The sequence below is a fragment of the Pantoea sp. PGP6 genome (assembly GCF_053474785.1).
The window spans coordinates 629,969-652,650 of the sequence record NZ_JBQBMA010000001.1 but is presented as its reverse complement, the minus strand read 5'-3'; the positions used below and the strand labels follow the sequence as shown (position 1 = coordinate 652,650).

The following is a 22,682-nucleotide window of genomic DNA, read 5'->3' as shown; positions in this document are numbered from 1 at the left end:
GCGTGTTAAACGCAGACAGAGTCAAGTAAAAGGCCGTGCTTTCCGAAAGGAAGCGCGGCTTGTTGCCGTTTATGAGCTGAAAATCTGGGGCGTATGGCTGGACGAATTCCACGCGTATTTATTAATGATTTACTTGCCCGCACGGATATCGTGGATCTGATCGATGCCCGCGTTAAGCTGAAAAAGCAGGGTAAGAATTTCCACGCGTGCTGTCCTTTCCATAATGAAAAAACGCCCTCTTTCACCGTAAACGGCGAAAAACAGTTCTATCACTGTTTCGGCTGTGGCGCACACGGCAACGCTATCGACTTTTTAATGAACTACGATCGTCTCGAGTTTGTTGAAAGTATCGAAGAGCTTGCCACTTCCCACGGTTTAGACGTGCCTTATGAAGCAGGCAGCGGGCCCAGCCAGATGGAACGCCATCAGCGCCAGAGCCTGTATCAGCTGATGGAGAACCTGAACGGTTTTTATCAGCAGGGCCTGCAGCAATCCAGTGCGCAGCCAGCACGCGACTATCTTGATCGTCGTGGTCTGAGCGCCGATATCATCAATCATTTCGCCATTGGTTACGCGCCTGCCGGCTGGGATAACGTTCTCAAACGGTTTGGTAAGCAGTCGGAAGACCGTGAGTCGTTGATGGAAGCTGGCATGCTGGTCAGCAATGATAAGGGTCGCACCTATGACCGGTTTCGCGACCGCGTCATGTTTCCGATTCGCGATAAGCGTGGCCGCGTCATTGGTTTTGGCGGACGGGTATTAGGCAACGATACGCCTAAGTATCTGAACTCGCCGGAAACACCTATTTTTCATAAAGGTCGTCAGCTTTACGGCCTGTATGAAGCACTAAAAAATCATCCGGAACCCGCCCGTTTACTGGTGGTCGAGGGATACATGGATGTGGTGGCACTGGCGCAGTACGGCATTGATTACGCCGTCGCCTCGCTGGGCACCTCAACCACGGCTGAGCATATTCAGCTACTGTTTCGCAGTACCGACAACGTGATTTGCTGTTACGACGGCGATCGCGCTGGCCGTGAAGCCGCCTGGCGTGCGCTTGAGACCGCATTACCTTACATGAATGATGGTCGTCAGCTACGCTTTATGTTTTTACCGGATGGCGAAGACCCGGATACGCTGGTGCGCAAAGAGGGCAAAGCGGCTTTCGAAGCGAGGATGGAGCAGGCAATGCCGCTCTCTTCGTTTTTATTCGACAGTTTGCTGCCGCAGGTTGATCTGAGTTCACGCGACGGTAAAGCCCGCCTGAGTACGCTGGCTTTGCCGTTGATTTCGCAGATTCCTGGCGAAACCCTGCGTATTTATATGCGTCAGGAGCTGGGCAATAAGCTGGGTATCCTGGATGACAATCAGCTTGAAAAGCTGATGCCGAAGCTGGCCGCAAGCGGAACGGCGCCAATTGCACCACCGCTTAAGCGAACCACCATGCGGGTGCTGGTCGCGCTGCTGATTCAGAACCCGCAGCTGGCCACCCTGGTGCCGTCGCTTGATGGGTTGTCTGAGTCAAAAATGCCGGGATTACCGCTATTTATCGAATTAGTGGGCCGTTGTAATGAGAATCCTGGATTGACCACCGGACAGCTACTAGAGTTATATCGCGGGACAAATTTTAGTCAGACGCTTGAAACTCTGGCGATCTGGAACCACATGATAGTAGATGAGGAAGCCGAAGCGGTGTTTCAGGACTCGCTGGCCAGCATCTACGATTCTGCTCTTGAAGAGCGCCTGGAGTTTTTGATTGCGCGCGAGCGCACCCAGGGATTGAGCGCCGATGAGCGCCGCGAGCTCTGGACACTGAGCCAGGCTTTTGCCAGAAAATAACCTTTTTTAATGATTTGTCCGTTCTGATGTATGAAAGGACAGATTAAGCGTTTTATGGCCGGAATGGCGAGTAAGCCAGGCCAGCAGCACAAATTTTAAAGGCCGTCGGCATCGGCGCCAGTCTGGTTATCGCCAGCGCACAGCCTCCGCAGCGTACTGAAGTACGTGAGGAAGGCGAGCACTGCCGGGGACCAGAATGGCGAGTAAGCCAGGCCAGCAGCACAAATTTTAAAGGCCGTCGGCATCGACGCCAGTCTGGTTATCGCCAGCGCACAGCCTCCGCAGCGTACTGAAGTACGTGAGGAAGGCGAGCACTGCCGGGGACCAGAATGGCGAGTAAGCCAGGCCATTAGCACCGAGTTTATACAAGCGGCTTAAGTGCCGAATACTGATGGGCAAAGCCCACGCCGCGACGAGGGCAGCGGCAAGAACTAAACGCCTTCACTGCTATTGTTGGCTCGCTGCCGACCGACACCAATCTAATTAACAGAAGTGTGGATACCGTCTTATGGAGCAAAACCCGCAGTCACAGCTTAAGCTTCTTGTCACCCGTGGTAAGGAGCAAGGCTATCTGACCTATGCTGAGGTCAATGACCATCTGCCGGAAGATATCGTCGACTCAGATCAGATCGAAGACATCATCCAGATGATTAACGACATGGGTATTCAGGTGGTTGAAGAAGCCCCGGATGCCGACGATCTGATGCTGAACGAAAACAGCTCCGATACTGACGAAGATGCCGCGGAAGCTGCAGCTCAGGTGTTATCCAGCGTTGAATCTGAAATTGGGCGTACTACCGACCCGGTCCGCATGTATATGCGTGAAATGGGTACCGTCGAACTGCTGACGCGCGAAGGCGAAATCGACATCGCGAAGCGTATTGAAGACGGTATCAATCAGGTTCAATGTTCCGTTGCTGAATACCCTGAGGCGATTACTTACCTGCTGGATCAGTACGACAAAGTTGAAGCAGGCGAATCACGCCTGTCCGATCTGATCACCGGTTTCGTCGATCCTAACGCGGAAGAAGATCTGGCCCCTACGGCAACGCACGTGGGCTCTGAGCTTTCTGAAGCCGATCGTGTTGACGATGAAGAAGAAGATGAAGAGAGCGACGATGACAGCTCCGACGACGATAACTCTATCGACCCGGAACTGGCGCGCGAGAAGTTTTCTGACCTGCGTAAGCAGTATGAAACCACCCGCAATGTGATTAAGAGCAAAGGCCGCAGCCACGCTGATGCCGTTGCCGAAATCCAGAACCTCTCTGACGTCTTCAAACAGTTCCGCCTGGTACCGAAGCAGTTCGATTACCTGGTGAACAACATGCGCGAAATGATGGAACGTGTCCGTACTCAGGAACGTTTGATCATGAAGCTGTGTATCGAACTGTGCAAAATGCCGAAGAAAAACTTCATCACCCTGTTCACCGGCAACGAAACCAACGAAAGCTGGTTCAAAGCGGCGCTGGCGATGAACAAGCCGTGGTCTGAAAAGCTGCTGGAAGTGCAGGATGACGTTATGCGTTCCCTGCAGAAACTGGCGCAGATCGAAGAAGAGACCGGCCTGACCATTGAGCAGGTAAAAGATATCAACCGTCGCATGTCGATCGGTGAAGCGAAAGCGCGTCGCGCGAAGAAAGAGATGGTGGAAGCAAACCTGCGTCTGGTTATTTCGATTGCGAAGAAATATACCAACCGTGGTCTGCAGTTCCTCGACCTGATTCAGGAAGGTAATATCGGCCTGATGAAAGCGGTTGATAAGTTTGAATATCGCCGTGGTTACAAATTCTCGACCTATGCGACCTGGTGGATCCGTCAGGCAATCACCCGCTCTATCGCTGACCAGGCACGTACCATCCGTATTCCGGTGCATATGATTGAGACCATCAACAAGCTCAACCGTATTTCGCGCCAGATGCTGCAGGAAATGGGCCGTGAACCGACGCCGGAAGAACTGGCTGAGCGTATGCTGATGCCAGAAGATAAGATTCGCAAAGTGCTGAAAATCGCTAAAGAGCCGATCTCAATGGAGACGCCGATTGGTGATGATGAAGATTCGCATCTGGGCGATTTTATCGAAGACACCACGCTGGAACTGCCGCTGGACTCTGCTACCTCAGAAAGTCTGCGTTCTGCGACCCACGACGTGCTGGCTGGCCTGACCGCACGTGAAGCGAAAGTGCTGCGCATGCGTTTCGGCATCGACATGAACACTGACCATACGCTGGAAGAAGTGGGCAAACAGTTCGACGTGACGCGTGAGCGTATTCGTCAGATTGAAGCCAAAGCACTGCGTAAACTGCGCCATCCGAGCCGTTCGGAAGTGCTGCGCAGCTTCCTCGACGATTAAGTCAGACAAAAACCCCGGCACGCCGGGGTTTTTTATGCCTGTCGTTTAGCAATAACCGCCCTGCCCTGCTGTTACCGTCGGTTTTAACCCGCCTGCAATGCGTTATGGAGCTGTCGATAGGCTTCAACCATCTCATCCAGTGAAGCGCGATTCAGTCCACTGGGATTCGGCAGTACCCACACCGCCGTTTTACCGATCGCTATCGGCTGTTTACCCCATTCGACTTTGCTCTGCTGAAAGGCGCGCCGGAAGGCATCTTTACCCAGAATCGCCAGGGCCGCGGGCTGGTAATGCAGCACCTTTTCAATCAGGCGCTTGCCGCCATCGCGTAATTCATCCGGTGCTAACTCATTCGCCTGCACGGTTGGACGCTCAACCAGCATGGTGATGCCACATCCCGTCTCGGTTAACCGCTGCTCCTCTTCCGGTTTAAGCAGCTGTTGAGTAAAACCGGCCAGATGGATCACTTTCCAGAAGCGATTGCCGGGATGGGCAAAGTGATAGCCCTGATGTGCAGTTGACTGACCCGGATTAATGCCACAGAACAGGACATTCAGATTGGCGCTGATGATGTCGCGGATACTGTGCTCAATCATGCTGCCACCAGTCCGGCGCGCTGCTTCAGGGCGTCACGGCTGCGCTGTAACAGCTGGCCGGCATGCTTCGCGTCCGGACAGGCACGCGCCAGCGCCAGCGCCCCGACCATCTCGGCCTGCATACTGGATGCCAGCGCATCCGCATCTTCACGATCCAGCTCGCGCAGTATCTGCGCCAGGCCGTCATGCAGCGCATCGATACCCTGCGTAAAAATAGAGCGGGTCTGTTCAGGCAGATGCGCGACTTCGCTCACCAGCGCAGCGATTGGGCATCCTTCCGCTGGGGTATTGCGATGCGCCTCGGAAAGGTAGGTATCAATAAATCCGGCTAACCGTTGGCCTGGCTGGGTCACCTGATCCGCTGGCGCAAAACTGCCCGCCTCGGCAAACATATGCTTAAGCACCTCCTGCACCAGTTCCTCGCGTGAGGCAAAATGCGCATAAAAGCCGCCGTGCGTCAGGCCAACCCGCCTCATCAGAGCCGCCACACCAATGCCCTCGGTGCCGGTCTCACGCATAACTCGCGCAGCCTCACTCAGGATACGCTGCCGCGTATGCGCTTTGCTGGTCTGCTTCTCCATATCCTCTCCTGCGGTTTCAGATGCGTTGCTTCTGGCTATTATAGTAATTATTACGCTCATCATATTCCAGCTTGACGGCGCATATGATGGTCGTCATATTAGTGTGAATTATGACGACCATCATACGAGGAGTAAATTATGTCAACATCAGGTACGGCGTTAATAACCGGTGCGTCCAGCGGCATCGGCGCAACTTATGCAAAACGACTGGCTGCACGCGGTTACGATCTGATTCTGGTGGCACGCGACGAATCGCGTCTGAACCAGCTGGCGGCGTTACTGAGTGAGCAGCACGCTATTCAGGTTAAGGTGTTGGCTGCTGATTTAACCAGTGAACAGGATGTGCAGCGGGTAGAGTCTGAACTGGTCACTAATGCCAGCATTACACTGCTGCTGAACAACGCGGGTATGAGCGTGGAGGGAGAGTTCCTTGAGGCGGACATCAACCGCATCAATACCATGCTGACGTTAAATATCGTGACGCCCACCCGGCTGGCGCAGGCCGCTGCCCGGGTCTTCAAAGCGCGTGGCAACGGCATCATTATTAATATTGCCTCAGTGCTGGCATTGGTGCATGAGATGTTCAACGGTGCCTACAATGCCACTAAATCTTACGTACTGACGCTAACGCGTGCGATGCAGCGTGAGCTTGCTGACAGCGGTGTGCAGGTGCAGGCAGTGCTGCCTGGCGCAACCCGTACCGAGATTTTTGACCGTGCCGGCCAGCCGATCAACACCATCCCTGCCGAAATGCTGATGGAAGTCGATGAAATGGTCGATGCGGCGCTGGCGGGCCTCGACAACAAGGAAGCGGTAACGATTCCACCGCTGGAAGATCTGCAGATGTGGCAGGATTACGATCGCGCACGCGGCACTATGGTGCCTCACCTGTCGCGTAATAAATCCGCTACGCGCTACCACCAGAGCTGATTCCGCTACCCGTCAGGGCGTTTTTGATGAGGGTACGGCGGCATCCTGCCGTACCAGTTTGAGACCCTGTTACGGTTTATCAGGATATTTGTTATAGAAATCAGCAATTAAAAGCTTGCTGCTTATTTCAGCAACCGGTGGCTGAGTGCTGGATCGCTCAGAAGAGATACTTTATAATCCCCGCTCCGCTGGCCCCTTAGCTCAGTGGTTAGAGCAGGCGACTCATAATCGCTTGGTCGCTGGTTCAAACCCAGCAGGGGCCACCAAATTTTAGTTGTTAAATCAGCGTATTAGAGCCACCTTTGAGGTGGCTTTTTTGCTTTCTGACTGTGGATGTGGCGATAAAGTGGCGGCGCTGTTTAAGCTGGTATCAAGCAAAGCGCCAGTCTGAGGTCGGATTTGGGTTCGCAAAATAAATCCTGAATGTCACCCAGCTATTTATTTTGCTGCTGAAATAAGACGCTCAGTAAGAACTCTACCAGGAGAGATTGCAATACCGGGTGAAGTTAATGTCTTCAGGATTGCTAGCAAACTTTATGGTGAACCTTCAGACGCTTAAATTGTGTTTTTTCAGGCGCCAGCTTTAGCCGGTTGCGCGTGTCGGATTACGCCTGATCGTAATCCCGGCTTCAGCCTCAAGGAGCAGGCTTTCTGCTCCAGAAACCGAATCACTGGCCTTTCAGTTGCACACCTCAAATTAGATCTGGCAATATCAAATGAACCAGCTTGAGTGTGTTGATTTCAACCGTCTGCCGGCGTCAATACAGTCAATGACATTGACTGTTTCAGGCGGGGCAATGACCGCAGGGAAAAGGCTTGCTGACGGAAACTCACCCCTGAAACATGCTCTGCCAGCAATAACGAACGATGACTGACTCTCTGCAGACGGGTTTATCCAATCAGTAGCAGACAAGAGAATTTGTCATCGCTGTTAATTATATCAATCGCAGTGTCCATGCGATCATTAATGTTTTCATCGTGCATCGTATAAGCTGAAAGGCTCGCGAGGGTTTTCATCACGGCCTTCTGGTCGATATCTTCCTGCATCGATTTTACGCTAAGTACGGTTTTCATATAGAAAAAATCCAGAACAATGCGATACAACTGATGCATGATGGTCGCCATACTGTTAGCGGGAAAATAAGTGCTATAAAGTTTATACAGCAGGTAGTTTTGTAATACATAGGGCTCTGACAGACATGATTCCCTGCATAACATTTGCCACTGCTGGTTGATTTTTTCGCATTTGGCATCAAGTATACTGGGATCATTTTGGTTTGCGTATCCCAAATATTCCATAACGGCTTGATGTTCATTAATAATGAACCTGTCTCGTACAGTTTTTTTAGCGAAGAACTTGCCCATTGCGGATAGCGCCAGATACCGTATTGCGTTTGCACGGGTCAGATTGCCTGGTCCCAGCAAAGATATACCGCCTTGTAACTCTGCCAGCAATGCTTCATAGACGTTTTCAACATCGGTTAAATGATTCTGCAAATCGAAGTTGATACTTTGCAGATATAAAATAAATTGTGTCAGCGCCATTAAATTCTCTTCAATTTTAACAGCAGGCGCCTTTATTAAATTCCAGGCAAAAAGATGGACCACCTTTTCGGCCTGCGTGACCGATGGGCATTGTTCAACAAGGTGAGTTTCATACTCTGTCAGTTGTCTTTCCTCCTGCTGTACCACCATCGCATCCGGATCAAAAAGTACAAGCCGAACGACTTCCGGGCATGAGAGCGACATAATATGGCGAGTCTGTTCATAAAAACATTTTCTAAGCCGTGGGTAAGAACTGCAGGTATACGATAGCGCACTCTCGCCTAGATCCTGGTGTACCATACACAGCTTATTTTCATTAAGGAACGGACACTCCCCCTTTTCATTCATCTTAATAATTGAGTAATCATTCTCCCCTTTATTCCTGAGAATAAGGTTTTCCTTCGCTATCTTTGAAATTTTGGAATGTGAAGATGAGATATATTTTTGATGCGTTTTTTCATCAATAATTACGGCCCAACCCCTACAGCACAATATTAAGCACTCTGGCCCTACACACTGAAACCTGTTGAAGAAAGCGGGTATGATGATTTTATGAAGTTGCATAGCGAATTTGTCATTATATAAAAAATAGAAAATATCATGACATCGGTGATTTCCTAAAGCGACATAACCTCACATTACATTTCACAATTATCAGAATAAAAAGCATAATGAAATCTCATGCGAACCGTTTAATATCGGCCAACAGAATTGTATAGAACGCAACAATCTATCTTCAGTGAAGGTTAAAAGTCAGCATAGATTACCCGACATTTCAAAAAGTTAGGCAAAAAGGTCTTTTATATTATGCCGCCAGAAAAGGTCTCCCAGCCTGTTTAAACCGGGTGCTTCCAGCAAATTATTTCCAGATAAGTTTTTCGTGTCGGCGTTCAAAATGCACAATGTGATGACTTTTCCGTACTGTTCTGGTCATGCATAACAGGCGTCACAGCGGCCGCCGACACCTTTCCCGGCCGGCTGGTTGAGAAGTCACCTGCTGGCCGGGAAGTGAATATTAACTCACAACAATCCGGCTGGGATTTGCAACCCAGCATCAGATAAACTGACTAATCAGCATCACCATCCCCAGCCCGACTACCGAGTTAATCAACTCCAGTAATCCCCAGGTTTTAAAGGTGTCCTTCATAGAGATGCCAAACGTCTCTTTAAACAGCAAAAAGCCGCCGTCATACATCAAGGTAATTGTGTTACTGCCACAGGCGACAGCAAGCACCATTAAGGCGGGATTGAGATCGAAGGCGCCAATCATCGGCGCGACAATGCCGGCGGAGGTGATTGCGGCAACTGCGCCTTGCCCGGTAAGAATGCGGATAACGGCAGTGATTAACCAGGCGATAATAAAGGGCGAGAACGGAACGTGGCTCATCAGCTGAACAATGCTGTCGCCAACATCAGAATCGATAATCACCTGCTTCAGAATGCCGCCGGCGCTGATGACAAAAAGCACATTGGCAATCTGAGAAATCGACTTTGAGACATGCTGCGTAATGCCATCTGCCGTCATGCCGCGTTTAACACCGAGAAACCAAATCGCGGTAAAAGTCGCCAGTAGCATGCTGATTTCTGCGCTGCCAAGTAATTTGCACACCTGGGTGAGGATCGACGCTTCACCCGCCAGCGGCCTGACCACCGAAGCCAGAATCATCAGGATGGCCGGAATCAACGGGATCAGGATACTGATTTTAAACGAGGGAAGCTGCTGCGAATCGATTTCCTCAATCGGCTTAATAACTGAGTTTAGCGGGATGCGATTTATCCCTGGCAGAAACTTCGGTAATAAAATACCGGCACAGTATAAGGCGGGCAAAATTACCGCTACGCCATAAAGATAAACCTGGACGATATCGGCATTGAACGCACTGATTAAGGCAATCGGGCCAGGCTGAGGGGGGAACAGGCTGTGTCCCATCGTGGCCCCCACTACCGTCGGGATCACCAGTTTCATGTAAGGAATGTTGGCTTTTACCGCGATGTTCATCACTAATGGCATGGCAATCAGGAATGCGACTTCATAAAACATTGCGATGCCGAATATCACTCCTATAAACATCAGGCCGATGGAGAGATAGCGGGTGCCACAATGGCGTATAACGGTATCGGCAATTTGCTGGCTGGCCCCTGATTCCGTCATGAATTTTCCAATGATCGCGCCGAATATAATAATCAGCGCGAGGTGGCCCATAATGCTACCAATCCCCTGCTGAATAACCGTAACCACTTTTTCTAACGGAATGCCGACCATAATGGCGACAAATATTCCGGCAATCAGTAAAGAAAATATATTATGGACTTTATATTTCAGGTTAAGCACAACCAGGATAACAATTCCTGCCAGCACCCAAAAAAGTGATAAAAAAGGTAGCATATAGAGCCTCAAGATAGTGACAGGATGAGAATATTTTTAAACTGAAATTTTGAACAGAACATCGCTGAAAATTACTTCATTTATCTATTACCTTTGCGATAACCTCTATCCGTCCGTTTAATTACTCGCTCACTGTAATCATCACCATCACAAACAATAACCCAATGAAATTAAGGTCTGAATTATGAATAGTGACTGTTCCTCATCATCAATCGCGTAAAGCGGACAAGGGCTTTGTTGAATAAATAAGATTTCTTGCGAACGACCCTGTAGCTGGCTGGATTTTCAGGCAATACGCACGCTTTCTGGCATCCCAGCCTTTGTCATCCTGTTCAACGCACGCACCATGGCCATAGCTTCCGCTACCTGACCATCGTAGTCACGCAGCGTCAGTGAATCTCCCAACAACTGCTTCATTCTGTACATTGCCGTTTCCGCTATCGAGCGACGGTTATATTCCGTTGTCCATTTCCACCGTGCATTGCTTCCGCTCAGCCGCTGATTAGCAACGGCACGGTTGCGGTCTGCGTACTCACCGGGCCAGTAACCTGCTCCTTTTCGGGGAGGAATAAGCGCGCTGATTTTTTTGCGGCGCAGTTCATCGTGACAGAGCCGGGTATCGTAAGCCCCGTCTGCCGCGGCTGCCCTGATTTTTCTGTGAGTCTGCCGGATAAGGCCCGGGAAGGCTTCTGAGTCCGTGACGTTATTCAGCGACAGGTCTGCACAGACAACTTCATGTGTGTTGCTGTCAACAGCAAGATGCAACTTTCGCCAGATACGACGGCGCTCTTTGCCGTGCTTTCTGACTTTCCATTCGCCTTCACCAAAGACCTTCAGCCCGGTGGAATCAATCACCAGGTGTGCGATTTCACCCCGGGTGGACGTTTTGAAACTGACATTAACCGACTTTGCCCGCTTACTGACACTGGTGTAATCCGGGCAGCGCAACGGAACGTTCATCAGGGCAAAAATGGAATCAATAAAACCCTGCGCAGCCCGCAGGGTCAGCCGGAATACGCGTTTAATCACCAGAACGGTGGTGATGGCGAGATCAGAATAGCGCTGGGGCCTTCCTCGTGATGAAGGCGTTGCCGACTCATACCAGGCCTGAATCGCCTCATCATCCAGCCAGAAAGTGAGGGAGCCACGGTTGATGAGAGCTTTGTTGTAGGTGGACCAGTTGGTGATTCTGAACTTTTGCTTTGCCACGGAATGGTCTGTGTTGTCGGGAGGATGCGTGATCTGATCCTTCAACTCAGCAAAAGTTCGATTTATTCAACAAAGCCGCGGACAAGGTAAAAGTGGTTATCTAAGCCCGGGATGTATTTTCGCAAGGTGGTGGTTTCTGTTCACAAAAAACCGCACTACCATTCTAGTATATTTAAATTTTTATGATATGAATTTGACGGTGCTCACACGGTTGAAAATTGCAACATCGCTCTACCGCTGGGGTTATTTAATGATGTTGTCGTCTGGCCGATTGGCTATATCAGATGGCTTCTCAACCACCGTTAAAATATGACAGTCAGGCCATCAGAGTGAAAAATTCATAAGACGTTAGCTTCTTCCTACCTGATGGTCAGCAGTGAGATCTTGCGGCCAGGCAGAGTGTTACGGTAACCCCTTATCTCAAGCGGATGATGAGGCATTTCTTACCAACGGCGATCGCTGGGATCGGCAGTCAGTCCGTTTCCGCCACTAAGATAAAACCCGACATGCCGGAAAACCGCCCATTCTGTGTCTGACGCCGGACAGGCTTCAGCAGCCTGAGGTTTCACTGTCTTAAGCAGCAGCGCCGCATAAATTCCCGCCTTAGCGCCTCTTCGGGTTGGCTAGTCCGCCATCCATCCTGTTATTTTTTGTTCCTGCCCCTTCCCAGCCAACATTCTGCCGCGCTGCCCTGTTTTCATCGGAGAACTGCGTGCTATCTTGTGGTTTTGATTTTTCAGCAGGCAGAAATTGATGACAAAGTTGCGGGTAGGGATCGTGTTTGGCGGCAAATCGGCTGAGCATGAAGTGTCGTTGCAGTCGGCCAAAAATATTCTCGATGCGATCGACAAAACCAGGTTTGAGGTAGTGTTGCTGGGTATCGATAAGCAGGGGCACTGGCGTCTTAATGATGCTTCGGACTTCTTACTGCATGCTGAAAATCCGGCTCTGATTGCCCTGAATCGCGCGGCTGAAGATGTCGCGCTGGTGCCCGGCAACCAGCAGCAACCGCTGATTACCCGTCGCGATGCGCATCCGCTGTCGCAGATCGATGTGATTTTCCCGATTGTACACGGCACGCTGGGCGAGGATGGTTCTCTGCAGGGTTTACTGCGCATGGCCTCGCTGCCGTTTGTCGGTTCTGACGTGCTGGGCTCTGCGGTCAGCATGGATAAAGACTTTACCAAGCGCCTGTTACGCGATGCCGGCCTGAAAGTCGCCCCGTGGCTGAGCGTCACCCAGTCTCAGCGCGCCACACTGGATGCCGACGCGGTGATCGCCCGCCTTGGCCTGCCGCTGTTTATCAAACCTGCCAATCAGGGCTCCTCGGTTGGCGTCAGCAAAGTCGACAGTGCGGACGCCTTTGAGGCGGCGCTGGAACTGGCCTTTACCTTTGACCGTAAAGTGCTGATTGAAACCGGGATAAAAGGTCGCGAGATCGAGTGTGCCGTGCTGGGAAATGATGCCCCGCAGGCCAGCCCCTGCGGCGAGATCGTGGTGCATGATGCGTTCTACTCTTATGACACCAAATACATCTCTGAAACTGGCGCGCAGACGGTGGTACCAGCGGCGATTCCTGCGGCGGTCAGCGAGGCGATTCGTGAGGTTGCCATCAGGGCGTTTAGTGCGCTGGAGTGTTTCGGTATGGCACGGGTCGATGTGTTCCTGACCGATGAAGGCGAGATTATCGTCAACGAAGTCAATACCCTGCCCGGCTTCACCAATATCAGCATGTATCCCAAACTGTGGCAGGCAGCCGGACTCAGCTATCAGGATCTGATTACCCGCCTGATCGAGCTGGCAATGGAACGTCACCAGCAAGCCAGCAGCCTGAAAAGCAGCGTCAGCTAATCGCTCTCAGCGACGTGGTTTCAGGCCACGTCGCTGGTAATGGCGCGATGATTAACCGGCGAGGTCTGATTACGGCCATTGCGTTTCGACAGATAGAGGTTTTTATCGGCTGCCGAAATCAACCGGTTAATCATCCGTGGCCAGTCACTCGCATCGCCAGCGCTGCCATGAGCCAGCCCTGAACTGACCGTCACCGTGACCGTACTGCCCTGCAGCCAGAATTTCTCTTTCGCGATTGTCTGACGAATCGACTCGGCGAGAAAATAGAGCGCTTCCGGATCCTGATCAAACAGCACCACCACAAACTCTTCCCCGCCAAACCGGCAGATACGCCCTTTTTTGCCCACCACCCGCTGCATACGGCGGGCGATCTCTTCCAGTACGCTGTCGCCAGCATCATGACCAAAATTGTCATTAATGGTTTTGAAATAGTCGACATCCAGCAGGATCACACCGGCTTTACGCGACGGGCTGAACGGTTCGGTTCGAAGACTCTCATACAGACCGGATCGCGATAGCAGCTGGGTCAGGAAATCGTAATTGGCCCGCAGCGCGAGTCGCTGATTGAGCTGACGGATCGCATCCATGCTCGCGGCCACAATCAGCGGGCTGATGGCAATTGTCGCTACGCCCAGCCGCGCCGAGGTCAGATGGCTGATCGGCAGCAGATTATCATTGCCCTGAATGTTCATCACGCCGTGAGAAACCAGAATGATCTCGGTGATGCCGGTCAGTAAAATCACCAGGCTGGTGAGGGTCATCGGCAATACGATAGCGCACCAGACCAGCGCCGGTACCGGGAACGTCAGGCTGCCCGCGCCGCCCATCATCGCACCGACCACCAGCGAAAAGACCACCGCGATCACCGGTGAAAGCTTACGGACCTGCAACAGCTGACGTGGCGACAGGGTTCGCCAGTCGCGCGTCAGTAAGAACGGCAACAGCATCAGCCCGGTTGAGAACTGTTCACTGAACCAGTCGCCCCAGGCGGTCGCCAGCGCCGCATCAAAATTGGCCTGCTGCGCCAGTGCCCCCCAGGCCGCACAGACCAGCGCCGCCAGCAGGCAGGCCGGGAAAATGCGTAACACGCTGGTGATGCGTTCGCTGCCGGAGTCATGCTGGAGATGCTTCACCAGCAACGATACGGCGACCAGAATAAACAGCAGGTTGGCAACGTTGAGAGTAAAGGCTGCCAGCGTCCAGCCGGAAAAAACCGCATCGTTAAACACCATTGCGCTAAAGCAGGTGAAATAATAGCGAGCCTGATGCAGGAAAGGGTTGCGGACAATCACTCCGGCAACGATCGCATTGACCGGCCAGAACAGCGACAGCTCCTGTGGAATGCGCAGATGCCCACCGATAAAGCAGAACAGCAAGGTAATCAAAAACAGCGAGAGTGCATTTTTTTTAACATTGTGTTCTTCAAACAGCTTAACGTGCATACATCCGGACCTTGTCGCAGAGAGACGGGCTGTCCACGCCAACCTGAAATGGGCGTGGCGTCAGAATGATTTAATCCTGGGCGCCACCAAAGTCATCCTGCGATAAAACCACTATTCATGGGCTAACTTTGAAATCAGCGGGCAAATTGCCCCCTTACAGGTGAAACACGTCAGGCGGCAGCGGGAATGGGGCCAATTATGCCCCGTAAATAAAAAAACCGGATATCCGAGATATCCGATTTTTGCTGCTCTGACGTGTTAACCGTTGCGCTTAAGGCTATTTTACCGCAACCGGCCACTGACTGAGGCGAATTCCGCGTTTATCTGCATTATCGCCAAAATCCTTCAGCACCGCTTTGACATCCGGATCGATATATTCGGCGTTGTCGTTATCAACGATCACCACGCTGTTCTCGGGGATCTCATCCAGCAGCCCCTGCAGCTTCGGGTTATGCATAAAGGTCAGGTTCTGCTGAAAGCGCAGCACGTAGTGGTCGTCGTAACGGGTGAGCTGCAGCGCGTTGCGATGACTTTTGTAGATGCTATAGAGGATCTGCGTGGCGATACCGATACCAATACCGACCAGCATTCCCAGGGTAATAATACCCACGATGGTGGCGAGGAACGGCACGTACTGCTGAGCGCCCATGCGGAACTGTTCCACAAACAGACGCGGCGTTGCCAGCTTGTAGCCGGTATAGAGCAGCACTGCCGCCAGGCTGGCCAGTGGAATGGCGTTCAGCATCTCGCTAAACCACATCCCGCAAATCAGCAGCAGTACGCCGTGAATGAAAATCGACAGTTTGGTTTGTGCGCCCGCGCTGACGTTCACTGAACTACGGACGATCACCGCGGTAATCGGCATTGCGCCCAGAAAGCCGGCGGCCAGGTTACCGATCCCCTGGGCAAACATCTCTCTATTTGGCGAAGGTGCCGGCGTCTGTGGACGAAGCTTTTTCAGCGCTTCCTGACTCAGCAAGGTCTCCAGGCTGGCCACCAGCGCTAAGGTCAGCGCCACCACCCATACCTGCGGGTTTTGCCACGCCATCCAGTCTGGCGTCTCCAGTTCCGCCACCAGCGCAGAGACGCTGTCAAACGCCGGCAGTGAGATGCGCGCCAGCCCACCCGCCATCTCAGGATAGAGGCGCCCGCCCACTACCGTCGCCAGACAGCCAATCAGCACGGCAATCAGCGGCCCCGGGATCCACGCCAGCGCCTTGATGCGTTTCACCGGCGCGGTGGTCCACAAACACAGGATAGCCAATCCGATGCCCGCCACCAGCATCGCCGGCAGCGAGAAAGTCATCTCGCCTGTGACCAGCGAAATCAGTTCGGCATCGCCTGCCGCGCCCAGCGCGACCGGAATCTGCTGCATGATCAGTAACAGGCCAATCGCTGCCAGCATGCCTTTAATCACGCTACCCGGCACCAGCGAGATAAACCGCCCGGCGCGCATCAGGCCAAACAGGCATTGCAAGGCACCGGCGATAATCAGCGCGGTGAGAAAGGCGGAAAAGCTGCCGAGCGAGGCCATCGAGGCCACCACAATTGTGACCAGACCGGCCGCCGGGCCGCTGACGGCAAACCGTGACGGACTCAGGGAGGTGACGACCAGACCGCCAATCACCCCGGTCAGCAGGCCGGCAAACGGCGGTAATCCGCTGGCTTGCGCAATGCCAAGACAGAGCGGCAAAGCGACCAGGAAAACCACCAGACCCGCTGGGATATCACGGCGTAGGGTATCGAGATTCATGGTGAAGGTTCCTCTGCAGATTGCTGAATCAACTCTTTGAGATGGCCGGTGCGCAGGTCATAAACACAACCAAACACCTCCAGTGGCTGGCCCGATTGCCAGATTTGCCGGACCGGTTCGGTTTTCACCAGTCGGGCGAATTGTGCCTTCACGTTGGCCTCAACCAGGCGGTCAAGCAGATCGCTCTGGCTCTCTTCGGCTGCGGGAGTTTCCGCCAGGCCAGCCACAATCGCCTGCCGCAGTGTGCTGATACGGCGCGCCAGCGCCGAGTCCTGATGTTCCAGCACGCTGCCGGGCAGATTCAGCGCGGCCTCTACGCCACCGCAGCCATAGTGGCCGCTTAATACAATCCTTTTCACACCGAGAAAGAAGAGCGCGTATTGCAATACGCTGAGCAAATTGTCGTCATCCTCAACCACCATATTGGCGATATTGCGATGCACAAAAAGTTCGCCAGGATGGGAGCCGGTTAACACCTCTGCCGGTACGCGACTGTCCGAGCAGCCAATCCATAATGAGTGAGGCTTTTGTTGATGCAGGAATTTTTCAAAATAATTCGGGTTACGCTGGCGGCGCTGTAATGCCCAACTGCGATTTTTCGCTAATAAGGGTTTAAGTGTCGTCACAATCATCTTCTCTCTACTACCGGGAGGTCGCATCCCGGCCAACCACGAAGTGTATCGACTCACAAATAAAGCGCGAGCCGTCAGTGAAATAAGAAGCCAGTCACAGAAAAAGGTTATAGACGCTAATCATTACTAATGCACGACCCATATTCTGGCGTGCCATCAGGCGTGACTTTTTGTCAACAATATGTCAGTTACGGTCAATGACCAGTAAATTTAATTAAGCGCGACGGGACTGAATAAAATAGCGATTAAGATATTTAATCTCTTAAAATCAATTAACTAAAATTAAAACGTTAAATAACTAAAGTTACCCATGACAAATAAATACAATTACTTTTAGCGGGGGTAAATACTGCCATACCAGACGGCTGGCTATTTACCAGGAATACTCTTAATTATGAAAATTAACCATTAGCATAATTCACCGCCTTTAAGCCTGACAGGCAGTGAAACGTGCCGGGTTTAATATAAGAATGGAGCAAGAGATGATTTATTTAATTTGCAGCAAAATAGTGACACATGAAAGTAAATCAGGACCGTTTGTTAACAGAGCCTGAACAGGTCAGGCTCTTTTTCTTGACGAATTATTTACCGTTCCAGCTTTGCAGCCGTGATTCCCGCACCGACAGTTGCTGTTCCGGCGTCAGTTTATTGTAATTTTCCGCCATTCCGCTCTCCCAGTCGCCATACAGAGGATTAGGCAGCACGATAAACTGCGTGCCGAACTGCTGATGGTTCAGGTTCACAAAATCACGACGCTGCTGATTGCCCTGATGCCAGGTCGCACCGCCAAAGTCGTTAAGGTTATCGCCGACGTACAGCACCACGTTGTAGCCTTCATTTTTGATGGCATCGAAACGCGCCTGTTTGTTCGAGCTGTCGGTGTTCAGGCGGACCGTTTTGTCGCTGACGTTGGGAAAGCCCAGCTGCTGCATATTGGCAACCGTTGCGGCGTAGTCCTGCTGATCGCGATTCGACACATAGAACAGCGTGCCACCGTGCTGAGTGACATAACGCGCAAACTCCAGCGCGCCCGGCACCGCTTTGGCCTGCCGCGCCTGAGTCCAGGCCGACCAGCTTTTACTGCTGAACGGCTGGCCGTTCTTCGCCTGCCAGGCGCTGTATGCGCTGTTATCCAGCATGGTTTCATCCAGATCGACAATCACCGCTTTAGGTTTGCCGGTCAGTGACGGTGCCTGGTCAAACGCGAGGCGCGCGCTGTTAAAGGCTTGCCAGGTCAGGGCCTGATATTCGCCTGACTGCTGGAACCAGTTCACCGCCAGCACCGATTGCTGGCCGAGCTGCTGTTGTGCCGTCGGGTGCGACGACGTTGCGCAGCCGGTTAACAGCAGCGCAACCAGTCCGGACGCGGCGAGTTTTGCTGAGGTTTTCATCATGTCATCCTTAAGGTGAGAAAGGTCGGGGTGGGAAAGCTTCAAAAATGTAGCAGTTAACGTAAGCTGTGGGGAGCTCAACGCACGCCGTTATGACAGGAGATTCTTATGGCCGTGACCCCGCGCTCAACCTTGCTCGACTCGCTCGACTGGCTGGATTACGCCTTTCAGGCGGCTGGCGATCCCCCGCCTGCCGATGCAGCTTATGGCCATCAGCGTCATAGCGCCACCGTGGTGACCGATATTGAAAATACGCCGCCAAAAAGCTGCGAGTCAGATGGCATCATCAGCACCGGCAGCCGCCCGGTTGCGGTCTACACCGCTGATTGCTTACCGGTGCTGTTCGCCGATTCGCAGTGTAAAACCGTGGCGGCGGTGCATGCCGGGCTGAAGGGCACGCTGGCGGGCGTCCTGACCCGTGCGGTAGAAAAGCTACAGCAACAGGGTAGCGATCCACGAAACCTGACGGTGGCCATCGGTCCGGCAATGGGTCCCTGCTGTTACGAACTGGCCGAACCGCAGCTGGCTGAGATGCAGCAGCGCCCGTCCCTTGCTGGCTGGCTTCGCTGGCAGCACAACCAGCCGATCAACCCACTGGCACAGCGTCCGCAGGCGAACGCCCGGCAGCAGGGCGTCTGGTTTGATCTGCCGGCGCTGGCGACGCAGATGCTGATCCAGAGCGGCGTGCCGCCGCAGCAGATCGAAAACGTCAACGTCTGTACCTACTGCATGGCGGAGAGCGGCTCGAGCTATCGCCACAATACCCACTTCGGCAACGGCTATCATTCCCGCTACTCGTGGATCCGGTGTCGTTAATCGCACGGCTGGCACGGGCGAAGTTGCCCGGCCCGGCCCGTCGCCGGGTCAGATGTTTTTGATTTCACTCACACCCTGACACTGTTTCACTTTTTTTTAACCCGGAAGCCGCTAGAGTTGACTCATCCGACCACTTCGCAGTGAGTGATTATGACCCAGCTCAATCCACACTATCCCGCGCTGTTTACGCCGCTGGACCTTGGCTTTACCCAACTTAAAAACCGTTTTCTGATGGGGTCGATGCACACCGGACTGGAGGAACATCCGCAGGGTGCTGCGCGGCTGGCCGCGTTCTATGGCGAACGGGCGCGTGAGGGAGTGGCGCTGATCGTCACCGGCGGCATCGCTCCGAATCCACAAGGCGTGACAACCGCACACGGCGCAATGCTCACCGACGCGTCACAGTGTGACTGGCACCGGCCTATTACCGCCGCCGTGCACCAGCATCAGGGGAAAATCGCGTTGCAGATCCTGCATACTGGTCGTTACAGCTATCAACCGGATCTGGTCGCGCCCTCGGCTCGCCAGGCCCCGATTAATCCGTTTACGCCTCAGGCGATGAGCGATGCCGATATCGAACAGACCATTGCGGATTTTGCCCGCTGCGCCCGACTGGCGCAGCAGGCAGGATACGATGGCGTGGAGATCATGGGTTCGGAAGGCTATCTGATTAACCAGTTTCTGGTTAAGCATACCAATCAGCGCACCGATCGCTGGGGCGGTGACTTCCGCCAGCGTATGCAGTTCGCCCTGGCGATCACCCGCGCGGTCCGTGCCGCCACGGGCGAGGCCTTTATCATTATTTTCCGCCTGTCGATGCTGGATCTGATCAAAGACGGCAGCACGCTGGAAGAGACGTTGCAGCTGGCGGCCGAGCTGGAGCAGTGTGGCGTGACGCTGTTCAACACCGGCATTGGCTGGCATGAGGCGCGTATTCCGACCATCGCCACCTGCGTGCCGCGTGCGGCGTTTGCCTGGGTGACGCAGCGCCTGCGTGAGCAGGTGAAGGTGCCGGTGATCGCCACCAACCGTATTAATCACCCCGCCGTTGCCGAGCAGCTGTTGCAGTCAGGCTGCGCCGATATGGTGTCGATGGCGCGCCCTTTTCTGGCCGATGCCGCCTTTGTCAGTAAAGCGCAGCGCGGCGACGATAACAGCATCAATACCTGTATTGCCTGTAATCAGGCCTGCCTCGACCAGGTTTTTGCCGGCAAGATCACCTCATGCCTGGTCAATCCTCGCGCCTGCCATGAGTCACTGATGCCGGTGGTCGCCACCACCGCGCCACGCCGTCTGGCGGTGGTCGGAGCCGGTCCCGCCGGAATGGCGTTTGCACTGCAGGCGGCGCAGCGCGGCCATCAGGTGACGCTTTACGATGCCGCGCCCGACATTGGCGGCCAGTTTAATATTGCCCGGCAGATCCCCGGTAAAGCGGAGTTCAGCGAAACGCTGCGCTATTTCCGCCATCAGCTGGCGGCGGCAGGCGTAAAGGTGATCACCGGCTGTCAGGTCGGGGCTGACCAGCTCAGCGCGGCCGATGAAGTGATCCTGGCGACCGGCATTCAGCCGCGCACCCCGGCGATCCCCGGCATCGACCATCCCTGCGTGCTGAGCTACCTCGAGGTATTACGCGATAAGCGCCCGGTTGGCGCGCGCGTCGCCATTATTGGCGCGGGTGGAATTGGTTTTGACACCGCGGAATATCTGTCACAGCCGCCGCATCAGGATGAGCTGGCCGCGTTCTATCGCGAATGGGGCATCGATCGCAGCCTGAGCCAGCGTGGCGGCCTGATAACGCCGCAGCCGCCTGCCGCTGCCCGACAGATCTGGCTGTTGCAGCGCCGGGCCGGTAAACCGGGCGCGTCGCTGGCTAAAACCACCGGCTGGATCCATCGCACCAGCCTGCAGGCGCGCGGCGTGCAGATGTGGGGCGGCGTAGAGTATCTGGCGATTGATGATGCCGGGCTGCATCTGAGACGCGACGGCGAAACGCTGTTGCTAGCGGTCGATAACGTGATTATCTGCGCCGGGCAGGAACCGCAGCGCGAACTGGAAGCTGCGCTGCGGGAAAGAGGTCAAACGGTCACGCTGATTGGCGGTGCGGATGTGGCGCAGGAACTGGATGCGCGCCGCGCTATCGCGCAGGCGACGCAGCTGGCGCTCAGCATCTGATTAGCGCATCTTCACCGCACGCAGCACCACGAACTTCTGGTTCGAGGCGACCAGCGTGCAGTTGCCAAACAGCTTTTTCAGTTTGTGGTGATAATCGAGATGGCGGTTGCCGACAATGCGCAACTCGCCGCCATATTGCAGGCAGCGTTTTGCATCACGGAACATCTGCCACGCCAGGTGATCGGTAACCGCATGCTGCTGATGGAATGGCGGGTTGCACAGCACCGCGTGCAGACGATCGGAAGGATAACCACTCAGCACGTTATTGACGCGAAACTGGCAGCGGCTCACATCCTCAGGCCGGTTAACTTCAACGTTACGCTGGCTGGAGGCGACCGCCATGTAGGACTCATCAAGGAAATGCACCTCGGCCAGCGGGTTCTGCTCCAGCGCCACCAGCCCTACCACGCCGTTGCCACAGCCGAGATCGACAATCTCGCCCTCAATATTTTCCGGCAGATGCTGCACAAACAGTCGCGCACCGATATCCAGCGACGCACGTGAGAACACATTGGCGTAGTTGTGAATCTGATAAGGCGTGCCATCCAGCGGCCAGACCAGCGTTGGCTCAGCGTCACGCAGCGCGGGCTGGGTGAACTGGCTGTAAATCAGCCGCGCTTTTTTCCACGCCAGCGAAGTGCGGGTTTCACCGATAATCTGTTCAAACAGCTGCAGCGTCGAATTATGGATCTCTTTGGCACGCGCCGCGGCCAAGATTACCGTCTCTGGCGTCGCCACCTGACGGATCGCGCGCAGCTGATGTTCCAGCAGCGCCAGCGTTTTCGGCACCTTGATCAGCACCGCGGCCGGAGCGGCTGGCAGCGCAGCCAGGCTATCGAGGAAATGGACTTCGCCGTCATCCAGCGCGTTTAACGCCAGGTTCTGACGTGTCGCCTGCTGGCTCAGCCAGGAGTCGCTGACGTGCCAGACGGTACGCGGATTGAGCGCGCAGGTTAACGCACCAAAGCTGTCGTTAACCACCAGCACCGGGCCATCGGGCAGCGTCTGCTGCAACAGATATTCATCAGCCGCATCCCAGGCTTGTAATGGACTTTCGTCACGCATCTGCGGGAAACGATGCAGGATCAGTGTGCGATCGTTCAGTTCAAGTTGGCTCATGAATTCTCCGGCGTGGTACACTTTGATTGATTTTCGCCCCAAAAAGGGGGCGCAGTATACTGTCTTT

At 53.8% G+C, this 22,682-nt stretch carries 16 protein-coding genes and 1 tRNA gene; 7 read left to right on the top strand and 10 right to left on the bottom strand.

Annotated features, from left to right (window positions below):
* The first annotated feature begins 93 nt into the window (after positions 1 to 93).
* Together dnaG and rpoD are read left to right on the top strand one after the other, a co-directional pair.
* Complete coding sequence (gene dnaG / locus ACLIBF_RS03170) at positions 94 to 1,839, top strand: DNA primase (protein WP_279810203.1); 1,746 nt, start codon at positions 94 to 96, stop codon at positions 1,837 to 1,839.
* A gap of 508 nt (positions 1,840 to 2,347) precedes the next feature.
* Positions 2,348 to 4,192 carry an RNA polymerase sigma factor RpoD gene (gene rpoD, locus ACLIBF_RS03165; RefSeq protein WP_031376492.1) on the top strand — a complete coding sequence of 615 codons (1,845 nt, stop codon included), beginning with the start codon at positions 2,348 to 2,350 and terminating at the stop codon, positions 4,190 to 4,192.
* An 83-nt stretch (positions 4,193 to 4,275) separates the two neighbouring features.
* Here the strand turns inward: rpoD and mug are convergent, their stop codons facing one another.
* Positions 4,276 to 4,788, bottom strand: a complete 513-nt coding sequence (gene mug, locus ACLIBF_RS03160) for a G/U mismatch-specific DNA glycosylase (RefSeq protein WP_031376491.1) — start codon at positions 4,786 to 4,788, stop codon at positions 4,276 to 4,278.
* Positions 4,785 to 5,369 carry a TetR/AcrR family transcriptional regulator gene (locus ACLIBF_RS03155; RefSeq protein ID WP_279810202.1) on the bottom strand — a complete coding sequence of 195 codons (585 nt, stop codon included), beginning with the start codon at positions 5,367 to 5,369 and terminating at the stop codon, positions 4,785 to 4,787. Before ACLIBF_RS03155 ends, mug begins: the two co-directional genes overlap by 4 nt.
* 138 nt (positions 5,370 to 5,507) lie before the next feature.
* Here ACLIBF_RS03155 and ACLIBF_RS03150 point away from each other — a divergent pair, with 138 nt between their 5' ends.
* Together ACLIBF_RS03150 and ACLIBF_RS03145 are read left to right on the top strand one after the other, a co-directional pair.
* Positions 5,508 to 6,299, top strand: a complete 792-nt coding sequence (locus ACLIBF_RS03150; RefSeq protein WP_089561962.1) for an SDR family NAD(P)-dependent oxidoreductase — start codon at positions 5,508 to 5,510, stop codon at positions 6,297 to 6,299.
* Positions 6,300 to 6,489: 190 nt separating this feature from the next.
* Positions 6,490 to 6,565: transfer RNA gene (locus tag ACLIBF_RS03145), tRNA-Ile, on the top strand.
* A 625-nt stretch (positions 6,566 to 7,190) separates the two neighbouring features.
* Here the strand turns inward: ACLIBF_RS03145 and fliB are convergent.
* The 3 genes from fliB to ACLIBF_RS03130 form a co-directional block, all read right to left on the bottom strand.
* Positions 7,191 to 8,408 carry a flagellin lysine-N-methylase gene (gene fliB / locus ACLIBF_RS03140; protein ID WP_448309330.1) on the bottom strand — a complete coding sequence of 406 codons (1,218 nt, stop codon included), beginning with the start codon at positions 8,406 to 8,408 and terminating at the stop codon, positions 7,191 to 7,193.
* A gap of 490 nt (positions 8,409 to 8,898) precedes the next feature.
* A complete protein-coding gene (locus tag ACLIBF_RS03135) occupies positions 8,899 to 10,230 on the bottom strand; it encodes a gluconate:H+ symporter (RefSeq protein WP_448309329.1) in 1,332 nt (443 codons plus the stop codon).
* A 285-nt stretch (positions 10,231 to 10,515) separates the two neighbouring features.
* Positions 10,516 to 11,439: an IS5 family transposase gene (locus ACLIBF_RS03130; protein ID WP_001118645.1), complete on the bottom strand. Its 924-nt coding sequence runs from the start codon at positions 11,437 to 11,439 to the stop codon at positions 10,516 to 10,518.
* Positions 11,440 to 12,192: 753 nt separating this feature from the next.
* On the opposite strand from ACLIBF_RS03130, the gene ddlA reads away from it, so the two are divergent.
* Positions 12,193 to 13,290: a D-alanine--D-alanine ligase gene (ddlA, locus tag ACLIBF_RS03125; RefSeq protein ID WP_279810043.1), complete on the top strand. Its 1,098-nt coding sequence runs from the start codon at positions 12,193 to 12,195 to the stop codon at positions 13,288 to 13,290.
* Between the two features lie 20 nt (positions 13,291 to 13,310).
* Here the strand turns inward: ddlA and ACLIBF_RS03120 are convergent, their stop codons facing one another.
* The 4 genes from ACLIBF_RS03120 to ACLIBF_RS03105 all read right to left on the bottom strand — a co-directional run bounded on the left by ACLIBF_RS03120 (position 13,311) and on the right by ACLIBF_RS03105 (position 18,508).
* On the bottom strand, positions 13,311 to 14,732 hold the full coding sequence (locus tag ACLIBF_RS03120; protein ID WP_069729063.1) for a GGDEF domain-containing protein: 1,422 nt from the start codon (positions 14,730 to 14,732) through the stop codon (positions 13,311 to 13,313).
* A 277-nt stretch (positions 14,733 to 15,009) separates the two neighbouring features.
* Positions 15,010 to 16,485: a SulP family inorganic anion transporter gene (locus ACLIBF_RS03115; protein ID WP_089561928.1), complete on the bottom strand. Its 1,476-nt coding sequence runs from the start codon at positions 16,483 to 16,485 to the stop codon at positions 15,010 to 15,012.
* Complete coding sequence (locus ACLIBF_RS03110; RefSeq protein WP_159222764.1) at positions 16,482 to 17,117, bottom strand: carbonic anhydrase; 636 nt, start codon at positions 17,115 to 17,117, stop codon at positions 16,482 to 16,484. Before ACLIBF_RS03110 ends, ACLIBF_RS03115 begins: the two co-directional genes overlap by 4 nt.
* A 581-nt stretch (positions 17,118 to 17,698) precedes the next feature.
* Positions 17,699 to 18,508, bottom strand: coding sequence for a 5'-nucleotidase, lipoprotein e(P4) family (locus tag ACLIBF_RS03105; protein ID WP_031376577.1), 810 nt, complete (start codon positions 18,506 to 18,508; stop codon positions 17,699 to 17,701).
* A gap of 108 nt (positions 18,509 to 18,616) precedes the next feature.
* Here ACLIBF_RS03105 and ACLIBF_RS03100 point away from each other — a divergent pair, with 108 nt between their 5' ends.
* Both ACLIBF_RS03100 and ACLIBF_RS03095 read left to right on the top strand, forming a co-directional pair.
* Positions 18,617 to 19,324, top strand: coding sequence for a polyphenol oxidase family protein (locus tag ACLIBF_RS03100; RefSeq protein ID WP_279810042.1), 708 nt, complete (start codon positions 18,617 to 18,619; stop codon positions 19,322 to 19,324).
* Positions 19,325 to 19,474: 150 nt separating this feature from the next.
* Entirely contained in the window at positions 19,475 to 21,496 is a 2,022-nt protein-coding gene (locus ACLIBF_RS03095; protein ID WP_279810041.1) for an NADPH-dependent 2,4-dienoyl-CoA reductase, read from the top strand.
* Here the strand turns inward: ACLIBF_RS03095 and rlmG are convergent, their stop codons facing one another.
* Positions 21,497 to 22,615, bottom strand: coding sequence for a 23S rRNA (guanine(1835)-N(2))-methyltransferase RlmG (rlmG, locus tag ACLIBF_RS03090; RefSeq protein ID WP_069729058.1), 1,119 nt, complete (start codon positions 22,613 to 22,615; stop codon positions 21,497 to 21,499).
* Positions 22,616 to 22,682 lie beyond the last annotated feature (67 nt).

Excerpts from the sequence above, each read along its gene's own strand:
- ACLIBF_RS03150 (WP_089561962.1), top strand. The coding sequence starts at position 5,508 with ATGTCAACATCAGGTACGGCGTTAATAACCGGTGCGTCCAGCGGCATC.
- ACLIBF_RS03100 (WP_279810042.1), top strand. The coding sequence starts at position 18,617 with ATGGCCGTGACCCCGCGCTCAACCTTGCTCGACTCGCTCGACTGGCTG.
- mug (WP_031376491.1), bottom strand. The coding sequence starts at position 4,788 with ATGATTGAGCACAGTATCCGCGACATCATCAGCGCCAATCTGAATGTC.
- fliB (WP_448309330.1), bottom strand. The coding sequence starts at position 8,408 with ATGCAACTTCATAAAATCATCATACCCGCTTTCTTCAACAGGTTTCAG.
- ACLIBF_RS03095 (WP_279810041.1), top strand. The coding sequence starts at position 19,475 with ATGACCCAGCTCAATCCACACTATCCCGCGCTGTTTACGCCGCTGGAC.
- rlmG (WP_069729058.1), bottom strand. The coding sequence starts at position 22,615 with ATGAGCCAACTTGAACTGAACGATCGCACACTGATCCTGCATCGTTTC.
- ACLIBF_RS03110 (WP_159222764.1), bottom strand. The coding sequence starts at position 17,117 with ATGATTGTGACGACACTTAAACCCTTATTAGCGAAAAATCGCAGTTGG.
- ACLIBF_RS03135 (WP_448309329.1), bottom strand. The coding sequence starts at position 10,230 with ATGCTACCTTTTTTATCACTTTTTTGGGTGCTGGCAGGAATTGTTATC.
- dnaG (WP_279810203.1), top strand. The coding sequence starts at position 94 with ATGGCTGGACGAATTCCACGCGTATTTATTAATGATTTACTTGCCCGC.
- ddlA (WP_279810043.1), top strand. The coding sequence starts at position 12,193 with ATGACAAAGTTGCGGGTAGGGATCGTGTTTGGCGGCAAATCGGCTGAG.
- rpoD (WP_031376492.1), top strand. The coding sequence starts at position 2,348 with ATGGAGCAAAACCCGCAGTCACAGCTTAAGCTTCTTGTCACCCGTGGT.
- ACLIBF_RS03115 (WP_089561928.1), bottom strand. The coding sequence starts at position 16,485 with ATGAATCTCGATACCCTACGCCGTGATATCCCAGCGGGTCTGGTGGTT.
- ACLIBF_RS03120 (WP_069729063.1), bottom strand. The coding sequence starts at position 14,732 with ATGCACGTTAAGCTGTTTGAAGAACACAATGTTAAAAAAAATGCACTC.
- ACLIBF_RS03105 (WP_031376577.1), bottom strand. The coding sequence starts at position 18,508 with ATGAAAACCTCAGCAAAACTCGCCGCGTCCGGACTGGTTGCGCTGCTG.
- ACLIBF_RS03155 (WP_279810202.1), bottom strand. The coding sequence starts at position 5,369 with ATGGAGAAGCAGACCAGCAAAGCGCATACGCGGCAGCGTATCCTGAGT.